The organism is Paraburkholderia sp. SSBN10T (genome assembly GCF_056619545.1).
The window spans coordinates 35,895-55,494 of record NZ_JBWQQI010000038.1 but is presented as its reverse complement, the minus strand read 5'-3'; the positions used below and the strand labels follow the sequence as shown (position 1 = coordinate 55,494).

Annotated in this window: 16 protein-coding genes; 6 read left to right on the top strand and 10 right to left on the bottom strand. The window is 63.4% G+C overall.

The features are described 5' to 3' along the window. Positions 1 to 193 precede the first annotated feature (193 nt). On the top strand, positions 194 to 2,791 hold the full coding sequence (acnD, locus tag AC1ECK_RS35435) for a Fe/S-dependent 2-methylisocitrate dehydratase AcnD (RefSeq protein ID WP_480327743.1): 2,598 nt from the start codon (positions 194 to 196) through the stop codon (positions 2,789 to 2,791). A 10-nt stretch (positions 2,792 to 2,801) separates the two neighbouring features. Further along, positions 2,802 to 3,992 carry a 2-methylaconitate cis-trans isomerase PrpF gene (prpF, locus tag AC1ECK_RS35430; protein WP_480327741.1) on the top strand — a complete coding sequence of 397 codons (1,191 nt, stop codon included), beginning with the start codon at positions 2,802 to 2,804 and terminating at the stop codon, positions 3,990 to 3,992. An 85-nt stretch (positions 3,993 to 4,077) separates the two neighbouring features. Here prpF and AC1ECK_RS35425 read toward each other — a convergent pair whose 3' ends face one another. Then, a complete protein-coding gene (locus tag AC1ECK_RS35425; protein ID WP_480327739.1) occupies positions 4,078 to 5,121 on the bottom strand; it encodes a peptidoglycan DD-metalloendopeptidase family protein in 1,044 nt (347 codons plus the stop codon). Between the two features lie 527 nt (positions 5,122 to 5,648). Further along, entirely contained in the window at positions 5,649 to 6,803 is a 1,155-nt protein-coding gene (locus tag AC1ECK_RS35420; RefSeq protein WP_480327737.1) for a porin, read from the bottom strand. Between the two features lie 581 nt (positions 6,804 to 7,384). Between AC1ECK_RS35420 and AC1ECK_RS35415 the strand changes: the two genes are divergently transcribed. Both AC1ECK_RS35415 and AC1ECK_RS35410 read left to right on the top strand, forming a co-directional pair. After that, on the top strand, positions 7,385 to 8,494 hold the full coding sequence (locus AC1ECK_RS35415; RefSeq protein ID WP_480327735.1) for an OpgC domain-containing protein: 1,110 nt from the start codon (positions 7,385 to 7,387) through the stop codon (positions 8,492 to 8,494). Between the two features lie 99 nt (positions 8,495 to 8,593). Then, positions 8,594 to 9,565 (top strand): alpha/beta hydrolase, encoded by a 972-nt coding sequence (locus AC1ECK_RS35410; protein ID WP_480327733.1) that lies wholly within the window; start codon positions 8,594 to 8,596, stop codon positions 9,563 to 9,565. Here AC1ECK_RS35410 and AC1ECK_RS35405 read toward each other — a convergent pair. Continuing rightward, the gene (locus AC1ECK_RS35405; RefSeq protein WP_480327731.1) at positions 9,507 to 10,586 is read right to left on the bottom strand and encodes an AI-2E family transporter; all 1,080 of its coding nucleotides are present in this window, start codon (positions 10,584 to 10,586) and stop codon (positions 9,507 to 9,509) included. The two genes, AC1ECK_RS35410 and AC1ECK_RS35405, sit on opposite strands and share 59 nt — an antisense overlap. Positions 10,587 to 10,923: 337 nt before the next feature. Here AC1ECK_RS35405 and AC1ECK_RS35400 point away from each other — a divergent pair, with 337 nt between their 5' ends. Further along, on the top strand, positions 10,924 to 11,223 hold the full coding sequence (locus tag AC1ECK_RS35400; protein WP_480327729.1) for a DUF3331 domain-containing protein: 300 nt from the start codon (positions 10,924 to 10,926) through the stop codon (positions 11,221 to 11,223). A 22-nt stretch (positions 11,224 to 11,245) separates the two neighbouring features. Here AC1ECK_RS35400 and AC1ECK_RS35395 read toward each other — a convergent pair whose 3' ends face one another. The 5 genes from AC1ECK_RS35395 to AC1ECK_RS35375 all read right to left on the bottom strand — a co-directional run bounded on the left by AC1ECK_RS35395 (position 11,246) and on the right by AC1ECK_RS35375 (position 15,828). Further along, positions 11,246 to 12,187 carry an alpha/beta hydrolase gene (locus AC1ECK_RS35395; RefSeq protein ID WP_480327727.1) on the bottom strand — a complete coding sequence of 314 codons (942 nt, stop codon included), beginning with the start codon at positions 12,185 to 12,187 and terminating at the stop codon, positions 11,246 to 11,248. Positions 12,188 to 12,229: 42 nt separating this feature from the next. Then, positions 12,230 to 12,724 (bottom strand): thioesterase family protein, encoded by a 495-nt coding sequence (locus AC1ECK_RS35390; protein WP_480327725.1) that lies wholly within the window; start codon positions 12,722 to 12,724, stop codon positions 12,230 to 12,232. Positions 12,725 to 12,858: 134 nt separating this feature from the next. After that, positions 12,859 to 13,824, bottom strand: coding sequence for an L-carnitine dehydrogenase (locus AC1ECK_RS35385; RefSeq protein WP_480327723.1), 966 nt, complete (start codon positions 13,822 to 13,824; stop codon positions 12,859 to 12,861). Positions 13,825 to 13,864: 40 nt separating this feature from the next. Further along, positions 13,865 to 14,794: a 3-dehydrocarnitine:acetyl-CoA trimethylamine transferase CdhC gene (gene cdhC, locus AC1ECK_RS35380; RefSeq protein ID WP_480327721.1), complete on the bottom strand. Its 930-nt coding sequence runs from the start codon at positions 14,792 to 14,794 to the stop codon at positions 13,865 to 13,867. Positions 14,795 to 14,850: 56 nt separating this feature from the next. Next, a complete protein-coding gene (locus tag AC1ECK_RS35375; RefSeq protein ID WP_480327719.1) occupies positions 14,851 to 15,828 on the bottom strand; it encodes a choline ABC transporter substrate-binding protein in 978 nt (325 codons plus the stop codon). A gap of 300 nt (positions 15,829 to 16,128) precedes the next feature. Between AC1ECK_RS35375 and AC1ECK_RS35370 the strand changes: the two genes are divergently transcribed. Next, positions 16,129 to 17,124: a GlxA family transcriptional regulator gene (locus tag AC1ECK_RS35370; protein WP_480327717.1), complete on the top strand. Its 996-nt coding sequence runs from the start codon at positions 16,129 to 16,131 to the stop codon at positions 17,122 to 17,124. 39 nt (positions 17,125 to 17,163) lie between these two features. On the opposite strand, the gene AC1ECK_RS35365 is transcribed toward AC1ECK_RS35370, so the two are convergent. Then, positions 17,164 to 18,306, bottom strand: coding sequence for a porin (locus tag AC1ECK_RS35365; protein WP_480327715.1), 1,143 nt, complete (start codon positions 18,304 to 18,306; stop codon positions 17,164 to 17,166). A gap of 298 nt (positions 18,307 to 18,604) precedes the next feature. After that, complete coding sequence (locus AC1ECK_RS35360) at positions 18,605 to 19,561, bottom strand: choline ABC transporter substrate-binding protein (RefSeq protein ID WP_480327713.1); 957 nt, start codon at positions 19,559 to 19,561, stop codon at positions 18,605 to 18,607. Positions 19,562 to 19,600 lie beyond the last annotated feature (39 nt).

Genomic DNA, 19,600 nt, shown 5'->3' with positions numbered 1-19,600 from the left:
TACGGCGGGCTGGAGCGCGCACATCATCGAGCAACGCATCGACAACAAGATCATCCGGCCGAGCGCGAACTACACCGGTCCGGACAACCTGAAGTTCGTGCCGCTCGCAAAACGCTGATCGGGAAAGCGCGATAATCGCCGGTGATGTCCGGCGATTATCACATTGAGCACTACATTCTTACTCCCCCACGGTATGAACACTGCAAACCGCAAACCGCTGCCAGGCACCAAGCTGGACTTCTTCGATACGCGCGCCGCGGTCGAAGCGATCCAGCCGGGCGCCTACGACACGCTGCCGTACACCTCGCGCGTGCTGGCCGAAAACCTCGTGCGCCGTTGCGACCCGGTGTCGCTGAACGCCTCGCTCAGGCAGATCATCGAACGCAAGCGCGACCTCGATTTCCCGTGGTTTCCGGCCCGCGTGGTCTGCCACGACATCCTCGGCCAGACCGCGCTCGTCGACCTCGCCGGCCTGCGTGACGCGATTGCCGCGCAAGGCGGCGACCCGGCGCTGGTCAATCCGGTCGTGCCGACGCAACTGGTGGTGGACCACTCGCTTGCGGTCGAATGCGGCGGTTTCGATCCGGACGCGTTCGCCAAGAACCGCGCCATCGAAGACCGGCGCAACGAAGACCGCTTCGACTTCATCAACTGGACCAAAAAGGCGTTCAAGAACGTCGACGTGATTCCGCCGGGCAACGGCATCCTGCATCAGATCAACCTGGAACGCATGAGCCCGGTGGTGCAGGTCAAAGACGGCGTAGCGTTTCCCGATACGCTGGTCGGCACCGATTCGCATACGCCGATGGTGGATGCGCTCGGAGTGATCGCCATCGGCGTGGGCGGCCTCGAAGCGGAAAGCGTAATGCTGGGACGGGCTTCGTATATGCGTCTGCCCGATATCGTCGGCGTCGAACTGACCGGCAGGCCGGGTCCGGGGATTACCGCGACGGACGTGGTCCTGTCGCTGACCGAATTCCTGCGCAAGGAAAAGGTGGTGGGCGCGTATCTGGAGTTTTACGGCGAAGGCACGGCGAACCTCACGCTGGGCGACCGCGCCACCATCGCCAACATGGCGCCTGAGTTTGGCGCGACGGCCGCGATGTTCTATATCGACGAGCAGACCATCAAGTATCTCAAGCTCACCGGCCGCGACGACGAACTCGTCAAGCTGGTGGAGGCCTACGCGAAGCAAACCGGCCTGTGGGCCGACAGCCTGAGCAACGCGCAATACGAACGCGTGCTGACGTTCGACCTGTCGAGCGTGGTGCGCACGCTCGCTGGTCCGTCGAACCCGCACCGCCGTTTGCCGGTGTCGGAGCTGGCGGCGCGCGGCATCAGCGGCAAGGTCGAGAACGAAGCGGGTCTGATGCCCGACGGCGCGGTGATCATTGCGGCAATCACGAGCTGCACCAACACCAATAACCCGCGCAACATGATTGCCGCGGGGCTGCTCGCGCGCAACGCGAATCAGCGCGGCCTGACCCGCAAGCCCTGGGTGAAAAGCTCGCTCGCGCCGGGATCGAAGGCCGTCACGCTGTACCTCGAGGAAGCGAAGCTGCTGCCGGAACTGGAGCAGCTCGGCTTCGGCGTGGTCGCTTATGCGTGTACGTCGTGCAACGGCATGTCGGGCGCGCTGGACCCGGTCATCCAGCAGGAAATCGTCGGACGCGATCTCTACGCGACGGCCGTGCTCTCCGGCAACCGCAATTTCGACGGCCGGATCCACCCGTATGCGAAGCAGGCCTTCCTCGCCTCGCCGCCGCTGGTGGTGGCCTACGCGATTGCCGGCACGATCCGCTTCGACATCGAGAAGGATGTGCTGGGCACCGACGCCGCGGGCAATCCGGTGCTGCTCAAGGACATCTGGCCGTCCGACGAGGAGATCGACGCGATCGTTGCGTCGAGCGTCAAGCCGGAGCAATTCCGCAAGGTGTACGAACCAATGTTCGCGGTCACGGCCGACACCGGCGAACAGGCCAATCCGCTGTACGACTGGCGGCCGCTCAGCACCTATATCCGCCGCCCGCCGTACTGGGAAGGTGCGCTCGCCGGCGAGCGCACGCTCACGGGCATGCGCCCGCTCGCCGTGCTCGGCGACAACATCACCACCGACCACCTGTCGCCGTCCAACGCGATCCTGCCGGATAGCGCCTCGGGCGAGTATCTGGCGAAAATGGGCCTGCCGGAGGAGGATTTCAACTCGTACGCGACGCACCGCGGCGATCACCTGACCGCGCAGCGCGCCACCTTCGCCAACCCCACGTTGAAGAACGAAATGGTGCTGGAAGACGGCAAGGTGAAGGCCGGTTCTTTGGCCCGCATCGAGCCCGAAGGCAAGGTCACGCGCATGTGGGAAGCCATCGAAACCTATATGGAGCGCAAGCAGCCGCTGATCGTGATTGCCGGGGCCGACTACGGCCAGGGCTCGTCGCGCGACTGGGCCGCCAAGGGTGTGCGTCTGGCCGGCGCGGAAGCGATCGTCGCCGAAGGGTTCGAACGCATCCACCGCACCAACCTCGTGGGCATGGGCGTGCTGCCGCTCGAGTTCAAGCCGGGCGTGAACCGCCTGACGCTCGGCATCGACGGCACCGAAACCTTCGATGTGATCGGCGAGCGCAAGCCGCGCACCGCCCTCACGCTGGTAATCCAGCGCAAGAGCGGCGAGCGCGTCGAAGTGCCGGTAACCTGCCGTCTCGACACCGCGGAAGAAGTGTCGATCTACGAAGCCGGTGGCGTGCTGCAGCGTTTTGCGCAGGACTTCCTCGAATCGTCGAAAGCAGCGGCTTGAGGAGATCAACATGAGCCACGTACCGCAGATCAAGATTGCCGCCACCTACATGCGCGGCGGCACCAGCAAAGGCGTGTTCTTCCGGCTGCAGGATTTGCCCGCCGCCGCCCAGACGCCGGGCGCGGCGCGCGATGCATTGTTGATGCGCGTGATCGGCAGCCCGGACCCTTACGGCAAACAGATTGACGGCATGGGTGGGGCGACGTCGAGCACGAGCAAGACCGTCATCATCGCGAAGAGCAGCAAGCCCGATCACGATGTCGACTATCTGTTCGGCCAGGTATCCATCGACAGGGCTTTTGTCGACTGGAGCGGCAATTGCGGCAATCTGTCAGCCGCAGTGGGACCGTTCGCCATCAGCGCCGGGCTGGTCGAGGCGAGCCGCATTCCGCACGACGGCGTGGCTATCGTGCGGATCTGGCAAGCCAATATCGGCAAGACCATCATCGCTCATGTGCCGATCACGAACGGCGCCGTGCAGGAAACCGGCGACTTCGAACTGGACGGGGTGACCTTCCCCGCCGCCGAGGTGCAACTCGAGTTCATGGATCCGGCCGCAGAGGAAGACGGCGCGGGCGGCGCCATGTTCCCCACCGGCAATCTGATTGACGACCTCGAGGTGCCGGGCATCGGCACCTTGAAGGCCACCATGATCAACGCGGGGATTCCGACGATTTTCGTCGACGCCGAGGCGATCGGTTACAAAGGCACCGAACTGCAGGACGCGATCAACGGCGACGACAAGGCGCTGGCGAAGTTCGAGACGATTCGCGCGCACGGCGCGGTGCGCATGGGCCTGATCGCGCATATCGACGAAATCGCGACGCGGCAGCATACGCCGAAGGTCGCGTTCGTCGCGAAGCCCGCCGCGTACGTGGCCTCGAGCGGCAAGCAGGTTGCCGCTGGCGATGTCGACCTGCTGGTGCGGGCGATGTCCATGGGCAAGCTGCATCACGCGATGATGGGCACGGCTGCGGTGGCCATCGGCACGGCTGCGGCGATTCCGGGCACGCTGGTGAATCTCGCGGCCGGCGGCGGCGAACGCCAGGCGGTGCGCTTCGGTCATCCGTCGGGCACGCTGCGCGTGGGTGCGCAAGCCGGCCAGGTGGACGGCGAATGGGTCGTCACGAAGGCTGTCATGAGCCGCAGCGCACGCGTCCTGATGGAAGGCTGGGTGCGGGTGCCCGGCGATACGTTCTGAGCGCCCCCAAGATGCGAACCTGAAATCGAGCGAAAGCGCCGGCCGTCCGCGAGGATGCCGGCGCGCCTTCACCCTGCGTGCAAACTCAGCCTTGCCTGGGCGGCAGATACGGCATCGGATCGACCGGTTTGCCGTCGCGGCGCACCTCGAACAGTACCGAGACGCGCGAGTTGTTTTCGTCGCCCATCTCCGCGATTTCCTGCCCTTGCCGCACGATGTCGCCGGTCTTCACCAGCAGCTTGCGATTGTGTGAATACGCAGTCAGAAAGTCCTTGTTGTGCTGGACGATGATCAGGCTGCCGTATTCGTTGAGCCCGGTTCCCGCATACATGACCTTGCCGTCGGCGGCTGCGCGCACCGGATCGCCCGGCTTGCCACCGATCTCGATGCCGCGCGTCTCACCGGGCTGGAAGCCTTCGACCACCTTGCCCTGCGCGGGCCACGCCAGCACGACACGGCTGGCGTGACGCGACATCTGAGCGTCGATCTGACGCGTTTGCGCGGCACTGGGTGCGGGGGAGTCGTTTGAGGTTGTCGAGGCTGTGGATGTGGAAGCCGCTGCAGTGGCCAGTGCTGCCGCTGCAGTACCCGACGCAGCCGCCGCCGGGGCTGCCGCCGCATTTGCTGCGGCGCCTGCCACAGCATTGGACGCCGGCACCGCTGCCGCCGCCGTCTTCGCCGCTGCCGCGGCCCTGGCCGCAGCGTCTGCAGCGGCGGCCTGAGCGGCGAGCGCTGCAGCAGCAGCCGCGTCAGCCTCCTTCACCGCCTCGGGCGAGGCGACGTGCAGCACCTGCCCCAGCTTCAGCCGAGTGGACGGTTTCAGGTGGTTCCACGCCAGCAATTGCTTGACACTGCAGTGATGCTGCTGCGCGATATGGCTCAGCGTATCGCCACGCCTGACGCGATACACGAGCGGCTGCGCCGCCTTCAACCTGGCCGCGCTGGCCGCCGCCGATGCCTGTAACGACGCCGTCGCCGCCGCATCCGACGCTGCGGCAGCTGCTGCTGCCGCGGCCGTTGCCGCCGGAACCCCTGAGGCGGCGCCATCCGCCTGCGTACCCGGCTGCGCCACGTTCGCACAACCGCTGATCGCCACTGCGACCCAGACGCCAGCAACGCTGGCCATCATGGTTTTGTCGAAACGACTTCTCAACAAATTCGACTCCTGCTTTGTTCTTGGCGAGCCCGAATGCTCCCGCGTCGCGGGCGATGCGCGCATTCGTGCGAAGCGCTGCGATCTCGCGAACCGGGGAACCGCCTCGTTGCGGCTATCACCCGTGCCCTGCCTGCCATCCGGCACTTGTGCAGCAGATATCTCAAAAATGAGGCGATCTACCACAAAAAGGGCCAGACAGACGATTAAAATTCAAGCGGAATTGTAAAATGCGCCGGACAAAAAGCGAGCCGTCCGAACAGACTGATACAAATCCTTACGTTCGGTATTGCGGGGAATGTGACCCGCGATAACGTTTTCTTTAACGGCAAATCGTCATAAAAACTTGAATTCCGGCAGGAACGGCGGCTCGCAGGCGGCGCGCCCAGCGATGGGAGTCGTTGCGAAACAGATGGCGAAAAAACGGCCGCCCTTTTTCGAGGTAGCGGCCGTTTGCGTTTGCCTGCCGCGCAACCTGGCGCAGCAGCGCAGGCGCCAGTCGTTCAGAACTTGTGGCGGATCGCGGCGCGCACCGCGAACTGGTTAGATGACGACGATACGCCCGCCGAGCCCGGGATATAGGCATCGTCGAGCACGGTATCGGTCTTGTCGCCGGTCACTTTCTGATACGCCGCCTGGAAATAGAAATCCGTGCGCTTGGACAGGTTGTAGTCGGCCATCAGCCCGAACGTGTGGTATTTCGGATTCTCATTGCCTGAGGTGGCATCCATGGTGGCTGCCGTGTAGACATACTGCACGCCCACGAAGAAGGCCGGCGTGAACTGATACTTGCCGTTCACCTCGAAGTTCTGGAACTTGAGTGCCGTCAGCGTGCCGCCGTTGGGCGGCGTGATCGAACCGACGTATGCCGAAGTATCGGTCGCAGCCGGTTCCCCGACGTTCGTATTGGTATAGACGAAGCCGACCGTCGCCGCGCCGAACGTGTAGTTGACCCCGCCGCCGAATATGCGCAGGCGCTCCGAGATGAAATTGGCGTCGTCGGTCGCAATCGCGCCGCTCGTCGTCAGGCCGGGATTGTTGGCCTGCAGGTAGGCGCCCGTCACCAGCAGGCCGCCGTTCGTATACTGGCCGCCGAGGCTGTACTGCCGGTTGTTGGCGAAATTCGTAGCGTTGCTGAAGCTGTACGTGCCGCCGAACTGCAGGCCCGCGAAGTCCGGACTCGCGTATTTGACCGTGTTGTTGACCCGGAACGAGTTGTCGGTATTGTCGTTGTCGTAGGGATGCGAGAGCAGGTAGCCGCCCCAGTTGCCGTTAGCCGTGGTCTGCGCAAGATAATCGACCAGCGAGTCGTACTGCCGGCCGAGCGTCACCGTACCGTAGTTGGCCGCCGTCAAACCAACGAACGCCTGGCGGCCGAACATCCGCCCACCCTGTCCGAGCGCCCCGCTGTTCACGTCGAAACCGTTTTCGAGGTCGAAAATCGCCTTCAGGCCGCTGCCGAGATCCTCGGAACCCTTGAGGCCCCAGCGGCTGCCTTGCGCGTAGCCGCTCTGCAACTGGTAGGCGGACTTGTCGCCCGCATTGCTCGTGTAGTTGATGCCCTCGTCGATTACCCCGTACAACGTGATGCTGGTCTGTGCGCACACAGGCAGGGCGAAGGCTGCAGTCACAGCCAACGCGATCATGTTCTTTTTCATGAAGATCTCCCGAATCTCTAGTCAATAGCCAAGGGCTAGCCAACTTTGAGAAAGCTCTTCTTGTATTTTCAGCAGCAACTACATCTCTGGGCTCTAACGACCACGAGTGGTGAAAATGATGCTTGCACACCGATAGCGGGCCGTCCATCGGGACAAGTTGGACCGTCGCAATTCGTTGCTAAATGCCCACGCGTACACATTCCCATATTGCGCAATTTAACAGTTCGCGCTTGGTGTAACGCGGTGGTCATACGGGTGGGTTGGATTGCCGCCGGCAAAGCGCCCGGCGGCCCTTGGCCGGACGGCCTGTAGCAATCCGTCAGCCCGTCTCATGCAAGCCGCGCACACCTTTTCGTAATTACATGAAATAATTCCGAAAGAAATGTCGCCCAGCCAGCCGAACTCGCTTCGCTGCCGCGGGTCTGGTTTTATCGCCCTGTGAACAGCCGGTCTGTTCGCTCACACGGCAACGCGCGCCGTCGCCGGCTGCCGCGCTGCCGGCGCTCCCCCAAAAACCCAGTGCACGCACGCTGCGCTCCTCCAACAGCGTGCGTTTGCATGGATCGTTTCGGTAATACGCAATGCAAAAGTCATCCTCCCGTCTGCTCGAGCTCGATTTCTTTCGCGGACTGGTCCTGTTGATCATCGTGGTCGACCATATCGGCGGCAGCATCCTGTCGCGCGTCACGCTGCACGCCTACGCGCTATGCGACGCGGCCGAGGTGTTCGTGTTCCTCGGCGGCTTCGCCACCGCAACGGCCTATGCCACGCTTGCCGAACGGCGCACCGAAGCGGCCGCGCGCCACCGCTTCCTGCGGCGTTCGCTCGAAATCTACCGCGCCTTTCTCGTCACCGCCGGCTTGATGCTCGTGGTCAGCGCGGTGCTGATCGCCTTCAGCATCGACGCGCCCAATCTGACCAGCGACGATCTCGAAGAATTCATGGATGCGCCGCTCGCCGCCCTGCGCGACATCCTGCTGTTCAGACGCCAGCCCTATCTCGCGTCCGTGCTGCCCATGTACGCGTTCTTCGCGTTGAGCGTGCCGCTGGTTGTGCCGCTGGCGCGGCGCCGCCCCTGGTGGTTGCTGGCCGGCAGCGTCGCGCTGTGGGCCGCGGCGCCCGCTGCGGGTGCGTATTTGCCGGCCGTCGAAGACATGCAGTGGGACTTCAATCCGCTCGCCTGGCAACTGCTGTTCGTGCTCGGGGTGCTGGCGCGCTGCCAGCCGGTCTATCAGAAGATCGACGCGCAGCGGATGGGATGGCTGGTCAGCGCGCTGGCGCTCGCTATTGTCGTAGCCGCGGCTTGCTACAAGCTGTTTATCGAACACACCCCGCTCGACGCGAGCTACAAGCAGAATCTGTCCTGGCTGCGGGCCGGCAATTTTCTGGCGGTCGCGTGGCTCGTCGCCAACCTGATCCGGCTCGGCTGGGTGAAGAAGCTCGCGCAATGGCTGCCCTGGGTCGGCATGATCGGCCGCAAGGGGCTGCTGTGCTTCGTGGCGGGGGCGGTGATCTCACTGGTCGCCGATTCGCTGCTGTACACCGCGACGGATGGATATCTCGACATACCGCTCGGGCTCGTCACCGATGCGGCGGCCATTGGCGCGCTGTTCGTGGTTGCCCGTCTTGCTGAGCCGGTTAAACGCCTGATGACCCTGCGCGCCCGGACTGCGGGCCGCGTGTCGAGTTAGCGGCAAGGCTATTGGCCGCAGGGCCAGGCCCAACCGTAGCCGTAGCCGTAGCCGCAGCCAAAGCCAAAGCCACAGCCGCTTCGCTTATCTTTCACCGCCATGCTCAGACTGTCATTTCCCGTACCGCTGCCGTTCGCGCGTAACGTCGTTCTCGATGCGCTCGCCGTTTCCATCCTTACCGCGCTTGCCGTCGCCAGCACCTCCGCGCTCGCCAGCACGGTCGCAAGCCGGAGTTTTCATGCCGCGGCCCTCGAGCGCGACTGGGCCTATACCGTCTACCTGCCCACCGGCTACCGCGCCAACGGCGCACGCTACCCGGTGCTGTATCTCCTGCATGGCAACAACGGCAATGCCAATGACTGGATTTCGCAAGGCCATCTGCAAAGCACGGTTGATGCGCTGATCGAACGCAAGGAGATCCCGCCGGTTGTGATCGTGATGCCGCAGGGCGGCACGGACTGGTACGTCGACCGCAAGGAGAAAATGGAAAGCGCATTCTTCAACGACTTGCTGCCGGAAATCGAAACGCAGTATGCGGTGGCCAGGCAGCGCGCCGGGCGGATGATCGGCGGCGTCTCGATGGGCGGTTTCGGCGCGCTGCGCTACGCGATGACGCAGCCGGCGCAGTTCTGCAGCGCCATGCTGCTAAGCCCTGCGATCTATCCGAACGAACCGCCGCCTTCATCGGCGGCACGCCGGGTTGGCGTGTTCGGCGAACACCAGTTCGATCCGCTCGTCTGGGACGCACTCAACTATCCGGCGCAATGGAAACACTATATGAGCGGCCCGTACCGGCTGCCGATGTTCATCGGCGCCGGCGACGACGATCTGACTATCCAGGCCGACGCTTCGCTGCTCTATACCAACCTGCGTCTGGCGGGTAATCCGGCGGCGCTGCGCGTTGTCGACGGCGCGCACACATGGAATGTCTGGAGCGCGCTGCTACCGGAAGCGTTGAAATACACGCTGGCCTGCGCGAAACCGGCGGCGCAGGAGTCGGAGCCCCAAACCGCTAGCGCACCCAATCGGTCCACAGCACCATCAGCACCGTCATCAGCGCCGGACCGATAAACAGACCCAGTAGCCCGAACGTCTCCGCACCGCCGAGTATGCCGAACAGCACCAGCAGGAACGGCAAGCGAGTCGAGCTGCCGATGATCACCGGCCGCACGAAGTGTTCCGCGATAAACACGACCACAAAGCCGAACACAGCAAGACCGATCGCCCACGCCACCGCGCCTTGCGCGAACAGCCACAGCGCCGCGCCGCAGAACACCAGCGGCGCGCAGAACGGCAGCATCGCGGCAACCGCTGTCACGAGGCCGAGCAAGGCCGCATGCGGCACGCCGGCCACCGCATAGGCGAGCCCAAGCAGCGCGCCCTCGCCGATCCCGACCACCACGAGCCCCGCCACCGTGCCGCGCACCGCGGCGGCCATCCGCTCGAGCAACTGCGCCCCGTTGTTGCCGAAGGCACGCCGCGCCCCTTTGAGCAACGCCCCGGACAGACGCGGTCCGGCCTGAAAAATCACGAACAGCGTCACCAGCATGAAGCCGAACACCATCAGCCCGCGCACAGCCTGCGCACCAAAATGGCGGCCAAAGGTCATCACAGCTTCGCCGTGCAACCCCTTCATGGCCGGCGACTCGCGCAGCGGCTGGGCGAGATTTGCCTGCCACCACGCCGCAGCCTGCTGCGCGCCGAACGGCAGGCGCCGGACGAGATCCGGCATGACGATGCCGTTTTGCTGCACATCCTTGAACCATTCCATCAGATCGTGCGCTTCATGGCTCGCCTGGCCGATCCCCAAGGCAACCGGCAATACCACCAGCAATGCAATTGCAAGCGTCAGGACGGCCGCGATCGACGTCGTGCGTCCCTGCAACCACGTGTGATCCTCGATTTTGCGCAACGCCGGCCACAGCGCGATGGCGATCACGCAGGCCCAGCCGACCGCCGGCAAGAAATCACGGATGATCCACAAGGCCAGCAGCACCAGACCGGCATACAGTACGCCGGAGGCCACCTGCTGGATTTTCTGGCGGCTCGGCGAATCGGGTTCGGGAGATGTGGCGGGCGGACGTGTGACCATGTGACCTCTGGTGAAATGTGTGCACGAGCCGACCGGAAAAACGCAAACCAGATACACTAGCCCCGGCTCGGCTCATCAATCTTCACATCTTAAATGATGCGCCCGTCCCTTCCGCCTCGCCCCGTTGCACGTCGCGCTGCGATCAACACTGCGTTGCAAAAAGTCGCTCTATATCAAGATTGCGCGCCGTCCCACCCCGCAAACCCGCGTCTTTTCGTCCCATCGATAAAGTCAAGTTTCATTGTTGCTGTTTGGAGAACAGTGTTTCAACTGGCACACAATGGCTCTCGGGCTTGCACAGGAATACATTCGGCACACCACATATACGGAGCCGACGATGAAGACCATAGAGTCCTTGCCCCTTGACGGTGCCAATGGCGTACGCATCGAGATTCTCGAGCGCTCCGACACCACGCTGGTGATCCGCTGGGTCGAGCCTGGACGCTGTCACTACGGCGAGCAGCGCTGGCGCCGCCGCTCCGCGCATACGTCCGGCACCTGCGCAGTCTCACGCCGCAAGATTCGTCGCGGCGATGCGGTGTTCAAGCCGGCCGAACGCCCGGCGCCGTCGAATGCATCCGCGATGATTTCCGTCGAAACGCTGTGCAGTCTGGTTGGGGAATTGCAAGCGGCATAAGCCGGCGCAACCGGCTGGCCAGTCAGTCAGTTTGGACGTGCATAGCGTCCAGCAAAAAGCGGCATACCGTGTCGTGCAAACATTGCACGGCAGGGCTGGTCGCCAAAGCGCGCCAGCAACCATGCACGAGCCCTTCGCCTATCCATAGTTGAGCGCGCCCACCGGCCGCATGGATTCGTTCTGCGAAAACACGTGCGTCATCGCGCAGCGGATCGTGTTCGACGCCGATCGCAAGCGTCGCAGGCAGACCGTCGAAGCGGCGCGCATGAAGCGGCAAGGTCCATGGCGGCGACACTGCGTCGCCCCAGTACAGATGTCGAAATGCGAGGACATCCGCCAGCGTGAGCATCGGCGCATGGGCTTCGGTGTCACGGGCCGGTAGCTGCGGCTCGGCGCCCAGCATCGGGTAGACCAACGCCATGCCGCGAACCCCGTCAATCTCACGATCGCGCAACACCATCGCGACGCTTGCCGCCAGATTGCCCCCGGCACTATCGCCGGCCAGCAGCAACGGCGCCGATAGCGAGGCAAACGGCAAACGACCCGCGAGGGCCGCAAGCGTGACCTCCAGACAGTCGTCATGCGCCGCGGGCACGTGATGTTCAGGCGCAAGGCGGTAGTCCACTGCAATCACGCATAAGCCAGTATCGGCAGCAAGTCGCGCTGTCACGATCTCGTGGCTATCCAGCGAACCCATCACAAAACCGCCGCCGTGAAAGTACAGCACGGTGCCGCGTGTCGCTTGCCGGTTCACGGGCCGGTACAAACGCAGTGCAATCGGATGACCCAATTGCGAACGCAACCGCACCTCCTCGACATCCAGACCCGCGGGTAACGGTGGAGTGAAGCTGGCCGCGTAACGGTCGTAGAGCGCACGCTGCTGCGCGACAGGTAGCGTAGCCGCATTGGCGGGATAAGCCGCCTCGGTCCGCGCGACGAATGCGGCCATTTCAGGCTCGAGCATCGTGCCGCTCCTTGCGTTGCTGCGCCCGCTTTCGCGAACGGCTCATCCGCGTGTTTTAGCCGGCGGCAGGCCGATCACCCGCCCGGCCCACGCCGCGGCCGGCAGCATCGCATGCGAGCGTGCAAGCTGCTCCACCCGCGCCGCGACGTCCTTGTCGAAGGCGACCGAACGCGGGCCGCCAGTATCTACGTGCAGCAGCATCTGTTCGCTCGCCGCCACCGCTTCTGTCCCGCTGTCGGCAAACATCTCGAGGTAGATGTGCAGGCGCTTGGCGTCGTGTGCCAGCAGCCGGGTCTCGACGCGCACGCGGGCGCCCTCCTTGATCTCGTGCAGATAGTTGAGATGCGCTTCGAGCGTGTAGATCGAACGGCCACGCGCACGGCGAACCGCATCCGGCAGGCCGATCTGATCGATCAGCGCATCGGTGGCGAAGCTGAAAATCAGCATGTAGAACGCGTCGCGCAGATGGCCGTTGTAGTCCACCCACTCGGGGCGAACGATATCGTGGTACGTCGGCAGCGGTAAGTTGTGCGGCATGTTCAGGCGTCCCTGGTTCGTGGCGGCCAGCGCAGGCCCGTTATTAGCGTGAACAGGCCTTGGTGTACCCAGCATACGCCGCAGGCCGATCGGCACGTGCGTCGCACCGCGTCCCGGCCTGCAGCGTAGCAGAGTCAGTCTTCCGGACGCAGGCCGTGACGCGCCTTGGTCTCGCCAATCGCGGCAAGCACGCTCGTGATGCACTCGTCACGATACCGCTCGAGTTCCTTGATCGAGCGCGGCCCCACCTGTTCGGCCGTGCCATCGACCACGCGATCGATCAGTTCGTCGGTCAGCTTCGGCGCCACCAATCTGGTCCACGGCAGCTCCAAAGCCGGACCGAACTGCTGCATGAAATGACGCATGCCCGCATCGCCGCCCGCCAACGTATAGGTCAGGAACGTGCCCATAAACGACCAGCGGATGCCCGCGCCGAAGCGGATCGCATCGTCGATCTCACCGGTGGTGGCGACACCATCGTTGACCAGATGCAGCGCCTCGCGCCATAGGGCTTCCAGCAGGCGGTCGGCGATAAAGCCCGGCACTTCCTTGCGCACGCGCAGCGGCCGCATGCCGAGCGAACGATAGATCGTCATGGCCGCTTCGACGCTCGCCGGTGCGGTACGCTCGCCGCCTAACACTTCCACGAGCGGCAACAGATAAACCGGGTTGAACGGATGCCCCACCACACAGCGCTCAGGGTGAACGGCGCGTGCATAGAAGTCGCTCGGCAACAAACCGGAGGTGGACGAGCCGATGAGCGCATCCGGTTTCGCCGCACGGCTGATCTGCTCGTGCAAGGCCAGTTTCAATTCTTCGCGTTCAGGTGCGCTTTCCTGAATGAAGTCCGCGTGCTCAACGCATTCCTCAATGGTACTGACGAATCGCAAGCGCTCCTGCGACGCGCCCGGCGCCAACCCTACCCGCTCCAGTGCGGGCCATGCGTTTGCGACGTTGTCGCGCAACTGCTTGCCGGCGCCGGGCGCCGGGTCCCACGCCACCACGTCCAGCCCATAGGCGAGCGCGCGCGCCACCCAGCCGCTGCCGATCACGCCTGCGCCAATTGCTGCAAATGTCTTGATATCGACGATCACTGCCATTGCTGACGATCCTTTGCGAAGTGCCTTGAGTTGTGCATCTTTATGCGAACTGTTCGACGGCGCGGCGTTCCAGCAACCGCTCGCCGCGCGCCGGCAAGCCGAGTTTCCTGCGCCCTTCGGCGGGCGTCAGCGCCCGGCCGCCGAGCCGCTCGATAATCTCGACCGCGCGCTGCACGAGCGTGCCATTGGTGGCGTGCACGCCCTTATCGAGCCAGAGGTTGTCTTCGAGACCGACTCGCACGTGGCCGCCGAGCAACATGGCCTGAGCGACCATCGGCATCTGCATGCGGCCGATGCCGAAGCCGGCCCAATGCGCACCGGGCGGCAGATTGTCGGCCATGGCCTTCATCGTCGTCGTATCGGCCGGCGCGCCCCATGGGATGCCGAGGCAAATCTGAAACAACGGCGGTGCATCGAGGAGTCCTTCCTTGAGCAACTGCTTGGCGAACCACAGGTGCCCCGTATCGAAGATCTCCAGTTCCGGCTTCACGCCGAGCGCCTGGATGCGCTTCGCGCCCGCCCGCAACTGGGCCGGCGTCGACACATAGATATAGTCGCCGTCGCCGAAATTGAGCGTGCCGCAATCGAGCGTGCAGATCTCCGGCAGCAACTCCTCGACATGCGCCAGACGCCTGAGGCCGCCCACCAGATCGGTGCCCGCGCCAAAGCGCATCGGGTCCTCGCCGGGGCCGATTTCCAGATCGCCGCCCATACCCGCGGTGAGATTGATGATGACGTCCGTCCCGGACGAGCGGATGCGGTCGACGACTTCCCGATACAGATTCGGGTCGCGGCTGCCGCGCCCCGTTTGCGGATCGCGCACGTGACAATGCGCGACGGTTGCGCCGGCCCTGGCGGCTTCGATGGCGGCTTCGGCAATCTGCTTCGGCGTGACCGGAATCGCCGGATGCTTGCCGACGGTGTCGCCTGCGCCGGTGACCGCGCAGGTCACGATGACTTCATGGTTCATGCTTGCATATTCCTGTTGGTTCGTTCTGCTTTCCATCTTCTCCGTGCGTGGCTCGATCACAGACCTAGGTACGCCTTCACCGCCGGCAGACCGTCCTTGCCGTCGTAGGTCTTCACACCCGCGAGCCAGGCGTCGAGCACCTGGGGATTCTTCTTCAGATAGTCTCTCGCGGCATCGGCCGGTTTTTCCTTGTTCATCACCGACTGCATGACCACGTTTTCAAGCTGCGTCGTGAAGCGCAGGTTGCTGACGAGCTTGCCGGCGTTCGGGCAACGCGTCACGAAGTCCGGCGAAGTGAGGGTGTAGACGCGCGCCTCGCCGTCGTTGGGGCCGAACACGCCCTCGCTGCCCGTCAGGTATTTCATGTCGATGGTGATGTTCATCGGATGCGGTTCCCAACCCAGGAACACCACCCACTTCTTGTCGCGCACGGCGCGATCGACTGTCACCAGCATGCCGGCTTCGCTCGACTCGATCAGCTTGAAGCCGCCGAGGCCGAACTGATTGGTCGCGATCATCTTCTGGATCGCGGCGTTGGCGCTGCTGCCGGGCTCGATGCCGTAGATCTTGCCGTCGAGTTCGGCGCGATGTTTGGCGATGTCCGCGAAGGTCTTCAGGCCCGCGTCGTATTCATAGGTGGGCACCGCAAAGGTCGCCTTGGCGCCGGTCAGATTAGGCGGCTGCAGCACGTTGATCGTCCTGGCTTCGACAAACGGCGCGATGGCCTTCTCCTGCACCGGCCACCAGTAACCGAGCGAGACGTCGATCTGTCTGGTCTTGAGCCCGGCGAACGAAATGGGCACCGACGCGACCGTCGTCACCGGCTGATAGCCGAGCCCTTCGAAAACGGTGGAGGCGAGCGCGGTGGTCGAGGTGATGTCGGTCCAGCCGATATCGGCAAAGCGCACCGCACGGCAGGACTCCGGGTCTTGCGCGAAGGCCTGCTGAGGAAAGGCAAGTGTGGCGACTACTGTAGCCACGGCCGCAACCGCGGCGGCAAGACAGATGGACAAGGCTTTGACGCTCGACTTCATGAGGTTCCCCCTTTCGGACACGTTTAACTGCGTGTTTCGAGTCAGGCCGCAAGACGGGCGGCCAACCGGATATCTGAACTGCGTGGTGTGACGTAAAGGTACAAGTGCATATTCTGCGCAAAGCGACCGTCAGCGACCCGTTCTTGCTCGCCCGCGACCATGAGGGAAAACCAGCATGGCGGCCGGTGCGGTGCAGCATCGGCCCGCAGACGAATATTGGCGAGCCTTGCCGGCCCGATCGCCGCTTGTTACGCTTTTGCGCGTCCCTCGAACCGCATGCCCTCCCCGAGCCGCCGCACGATGCCCGAAGATATTTCGTTTCTGTTGCTGCCGGGCTTCTCGGCAATCGGCTTCATGTCGGCCGTGGAGCCGCTGCGGGTCGCGAACCGCTTCCGCGAGAACCTGTACCGCTGGCACATCCTCAGCGTCGATGGCGCGCCGGTGGCGGCGAGCAACGGCATTTCCCTGAACGCCGAGGCGGCCTTCGAGACAGTCAAGGAGGCGCAGACGCTTTTTGTAGTGGCAGGCTTCGAGCCGCTCGCCTGTTACACCCGTGGGCTAGGCAACTGGCTGAAGCGGCTCGACCGTGCCGGCGCGACATTGGGCGGAATCGACACCGGCAGCTTCGTGCTCGCGGAAGCGGGGCTGCTAAGCCCGGCGGACAGCCTGACCGTGCATTGGGAGGCGCTCTCGGCGTTTCGCGAACGCTATCCGGCGCTCACGGCCAGTCAGGAATTGTTCGAGATCGGCGAGCACCGCATCACGTGCGCGGGAGGCACGGCCTCGATCGACATGATGCTCGACCTGATCGGCCGCAGTCATGGGGCGGCGCTGGCGTCTGCCGTGTCGGAGCAGTTCGTGGTTAGCCGGATCCGGCAGCGTTCGGACCATCAGCGCATGGAAATCGCCGCGCGGTACGGCGTGCACAACCGCAAGCTGATCCAGGTGATCGGCGTGATGGAACAGCATATGGAGGAACCGCTAGCGCCGGATCAACTCGCGCAGGAAATCGGCGTGACGCGCCGCCAACTGGAGCGGCTCTTCTGCGCCGCGCTGAAGGACACGCCAACGCATTTCTATCAGCAACTGCGCCTGAATCGCGCGCGGGAGTTGCTGCAGCAGACCGATATGACGATTACCTCGATCTGCGTGGCTTGCGGGTTTGAATCGCCCTCGCATTTTTCGCGGACGTACCGGGCACGGTTTGGAACGAGTCCGCGGGGTGACCGGCATCCGTTGGGGGCGGCAAGACCCAAGTACGAACAGGCTGACGAGCGTGGTCTAGATCCACACTAGCGCAAGCCCCCCTCGAAACCGGTCAGGCCGCCCCGCCGCTTAGAACGAATGCCGCATGCCGATACGCACATCGGACTGCGTGCTCGTGGTGGACGGCGTGAAGCTATAACCGATCACCGCATTCACGCCGCTCGATGCCTTCAGGTAGTCACCCGAGATATAGACATCCGTGCGCTTCGACAGCAGGTAATGCAGGCCGAGCGTGCCTTGGTTCCAGTGGTGTCCCTCGAAGGTCGTGTACTGGTAACCGCCCACCGCGCTGAACGCCGGCGTGATCTGCCAGTTCGCACCGCCCTCGCCCACCTGCATATGCGACGACTCGCCGTATGCCTTGATCGTCGTATACGTATAGTTCGCGTTCAGCGTCACGTCGCCGATGGCGTAGCTGGCGCCCACACCAAACGTGCCTTGCTTGTCGATCGCGAACGAGGTGCTCGAATACAGATCGGTAATCGCGCCGGTGGTCGAATTCACGCTGATGGTCGGGCGGCCAAGAAAGGTGCTCGTGCCGAGCATCGCGTACGGGTCGAATGCGTAGATGCCATACGGATTGTTCAACTGCGTGTAGGCCACACCCATCGTAAACGCACCGTTCGCGTAGTGCGCGCCCAGGCTGTAGGCACTGTCCTGATGGAAGTTGCCCGCGACGCCCCCGAACGAATACAGGCCGCCGAACGTAAAACCCGCAAATTCATTCGACAGGAACTTCACGGAGTTGGGCAGCCGGTCGCCGTTGAAACGGTCGAAGTCGCCCTGGTGGATCGCATAGCCGCTACCCCAGGCCGAAATGTTATAGATGGACACCATCTCGTTGGTCAGGTCTAGCTGATTGCCTAACGACAGCGTGCCCCATTGATTTTTCAGGCCAACGTACGCCTGGCGGCCGAATTCCGCGCCGCCGAAAGCGAGCTTGCCGGTGCCCAGGTGAAAGCCGCTTTCGAGCACGAATACGGCGGACAAGCCGCCGCCGAGATCCTCCGTGCCCTTGAGGCCGAAACGGTTGCCGTACGCGATGCCGTCGTCGAACTTGACGACGTGTGAGCCACCGGTATTGCTGACGTAGGTAATGCCCGCGTCGACAATCCCATACAGCGTCACGCTGCTTTGGGCCTGACTCACGGCGGGAAGGCTGGCGAGCGCAAAGGCCACGCCAGACAGTGCTGCGGCATTCGTTCTTTTCATTTGTGTCGTTCTCTCTTGCCTTTGTCAATGGGAAGAGCGTTCCGCATTCACTACCGCGGAACGGCCCGGTCTTGCTGGAATGACGCGCCGTTTTTGGAGCGCTCGCCGCGTGTTTCCACGCAATCCCACGCGACGATGCTGGGACAGTACAAGCCCATATTTCCGGCAACTCGACCAAAGACGACGCCGATTGGTCTGATTGCGACAACAAGGGAAAATGCTAAAGATGTGCTGCGACGCGGCGGGCTTGGCGCGCTTCTTGAGGAACGCTCTTCATGGGTGACGTCAATTCTTCAAACTAATGCAATCCTAAAGACGCCTGCACCGCATGCAACCCATCTGCACCACTAATGGTCGTCACTCCCTTCAGCCACGTTGACAGCAACTCGGGATTGGCCTGCAAGGCATGGAGCGCAGCGGTATTCACATCGAGCTTGTTTTGCAGGACGTTGGTGATGATCTGATTCTCCAGATCCACGTTGAACGTGACCTGCTGGAACAGCTTTGCCAGGTTCGCACACTGCCCCGCGAAACCCGCCCGCGTGACCGTATTGACCGTTGCGCCACCGTAGTTCGGGCCGAAGTACGCATCGCCGCCCGACAGATAAGCAAGGTGGAATTTTGTGTTCATCAGATGCGGTTCCCAGGCGAGGAACACGATCCACTTCTTGTCCCGCACCGCTCGCTCCACCTGGGTCAGCATGCCTGTTTCGCTCGACTCGACCAGCTTCCAGTCGCCAAGCCCGAACGCCTTGTCGGCGATCATTTTCTTGATGTTCTGGTTAGCCGGCGCGCCCGGCTCGATACCGTAGATCTTGTCGTCGAACTGGTCGCCATGTTTGACGAGATCGGCGAACGAATGCACGCCGGCAGCGGCAACATAGTCCGGCACCGCCAGCGTGAATTTGGCGTTGGTCAGGTTGGCGTGCAGCACGTCCACCGAATGCTCGTCGATGAAGGGCTTGACCAGCGGCCCCTGGGCAGGCATCCAGTTACCGAGGAACACGTCTATCTGCCCTTTCTTCAAGCCTTGATACGTAATCGGCACCGATAGGTTGGAGACATTCTGTTGATAGCCGAGGCCCTTCAGCAACAGGCCGGTGACGGCATTGGTCGCGTCGATGTCGGACCAGCCCGGGTCGGCCATGCGGACCTGCGTGCAGCTTTGCGGGTCAGCCGCGTCGGCCATGAAGCTCGCCATGCCGCACAACGCGGCCAACAGCGTGGAAAGCAGGAAAGTCCAGCGTTTGTTCATGAGGAACTCCGGTTCTGTCAGTTCGTTCAGTGCGTCAGG

Bases quoted from the DNA above. Each gene is read 5' to 3' on its own strand.
- AC1ECK_RS35395 (WP_480327727.1), bottom strand. From the start codon at position 12,187: ATGCTCGAGCCTGAAATGGCCGCATTCGTCGCGCGGACCGAGGCGGCT.
- cdhC (WP_480327721.1), bottom strand. From the start codon at position 14,794: ATGAACCATGAAGTCATCGTGACCTGCGCGGTCACCGGCGCAGGCGAC.
- AC1ECK_RS35365 (WP_480327715.1), bottom strand. From the start codon at position 18,306: ATGAAAAGAACGAATGCCGCAGCACTGTCTGGCGTGGCCTTTGCGCTC.
- AC1ECK_RS35420 (WP_480327737.1), bottom strand. From the start codon at position 6,803: ATGAAAAAGAACATGATCGCGTTGGCTGTGACTGCAGCCTTCGCCCTG.
- AC1ECK_RS35405 (WP_480327731.1), bottom strand. From the start codon at position 10,586: ATGGTCACACGTCCGCCCGCCACATCTCCCGAACCCGATTCGCCGAGC.
- AC1ECK_RS35385 (WP_480327723.1), bottom strand. From the start codon at position 13,824: ATGGCAGTGATCGTCGATATCAAGACATTTGCAGCAATTGGCGCAGGC.
- prpF (WP_480327741.1), top strand. From the start codon at position 2,802: ATGAGCCACGTACCGCAGATCAAGATTGCCGCCACCTACATGCGCGGC.
- AC1ECK_RS35410 (WP_480327733.1), top strand. From the start codon at position 8,594: ATGCTCAGACTGTCATTTCCCGTACCGCTGCCGTTCGCGCGTAACGTC.
- AC1ECK_RS35400 (WP_480327729.1), top strand. From the start codon at position 10,924: ATGAAGACCATAGAGTCCTTGCCCCTTGACGGTGCCAATGGCGTACGC.
- AC1ECK_RS35390 (WP_480327725.1), bottom strand. From the start codon at position 12,724: ATGCCGCACAACTTACCGCTGCCGACGTACCACGATATCGTTCGCCCC.
- AC1ECK_RS35415 (WP_480327735.1), top strand. From the start codon at position 7,385: ATGCAAAAGTCATCCTCCCGTCTGCTCGAGCTCGATTTCTTTCGCGGA.
- AC1ECK_RS35425 (WP_480327739.1), bottom strand. From the start codon at position 5,121: ATGATGGCCAGCGTTGCTGGCGTCTGGGTCGCAGTGGCGATCAGCGGT.
- AC1ECK_RS35360 (WP_480327713.1), bottom strand. From the start codon at position 19,561: ATGAACAAACGCTGGACTTTCCTGCTTTCCACGCTGTTGGCCGCGTTG.
- AC1ECK_RS35370 (WP_480327717.1), top strand. From the start codon at position 16,129: ATGCCCGAAGATATTTCGTTTCTGTTGCTGCCGGGCTTCTCGGCAATC.
- AC1ECK_RS35375 (WP_480327719.1), bottom strand. From the start codon at position 15,828: ATGAAGTCGAGCGTCAAAGCCTTGTCCATCTGTCTTGCCGCCGCGGTT.
- acnD (WP_480327743.1), top strand. From the start codon at position 194: ATGAACACTGCAAACCGCAAACCGCTGCCAGGCACCAAGCTGGACTTC.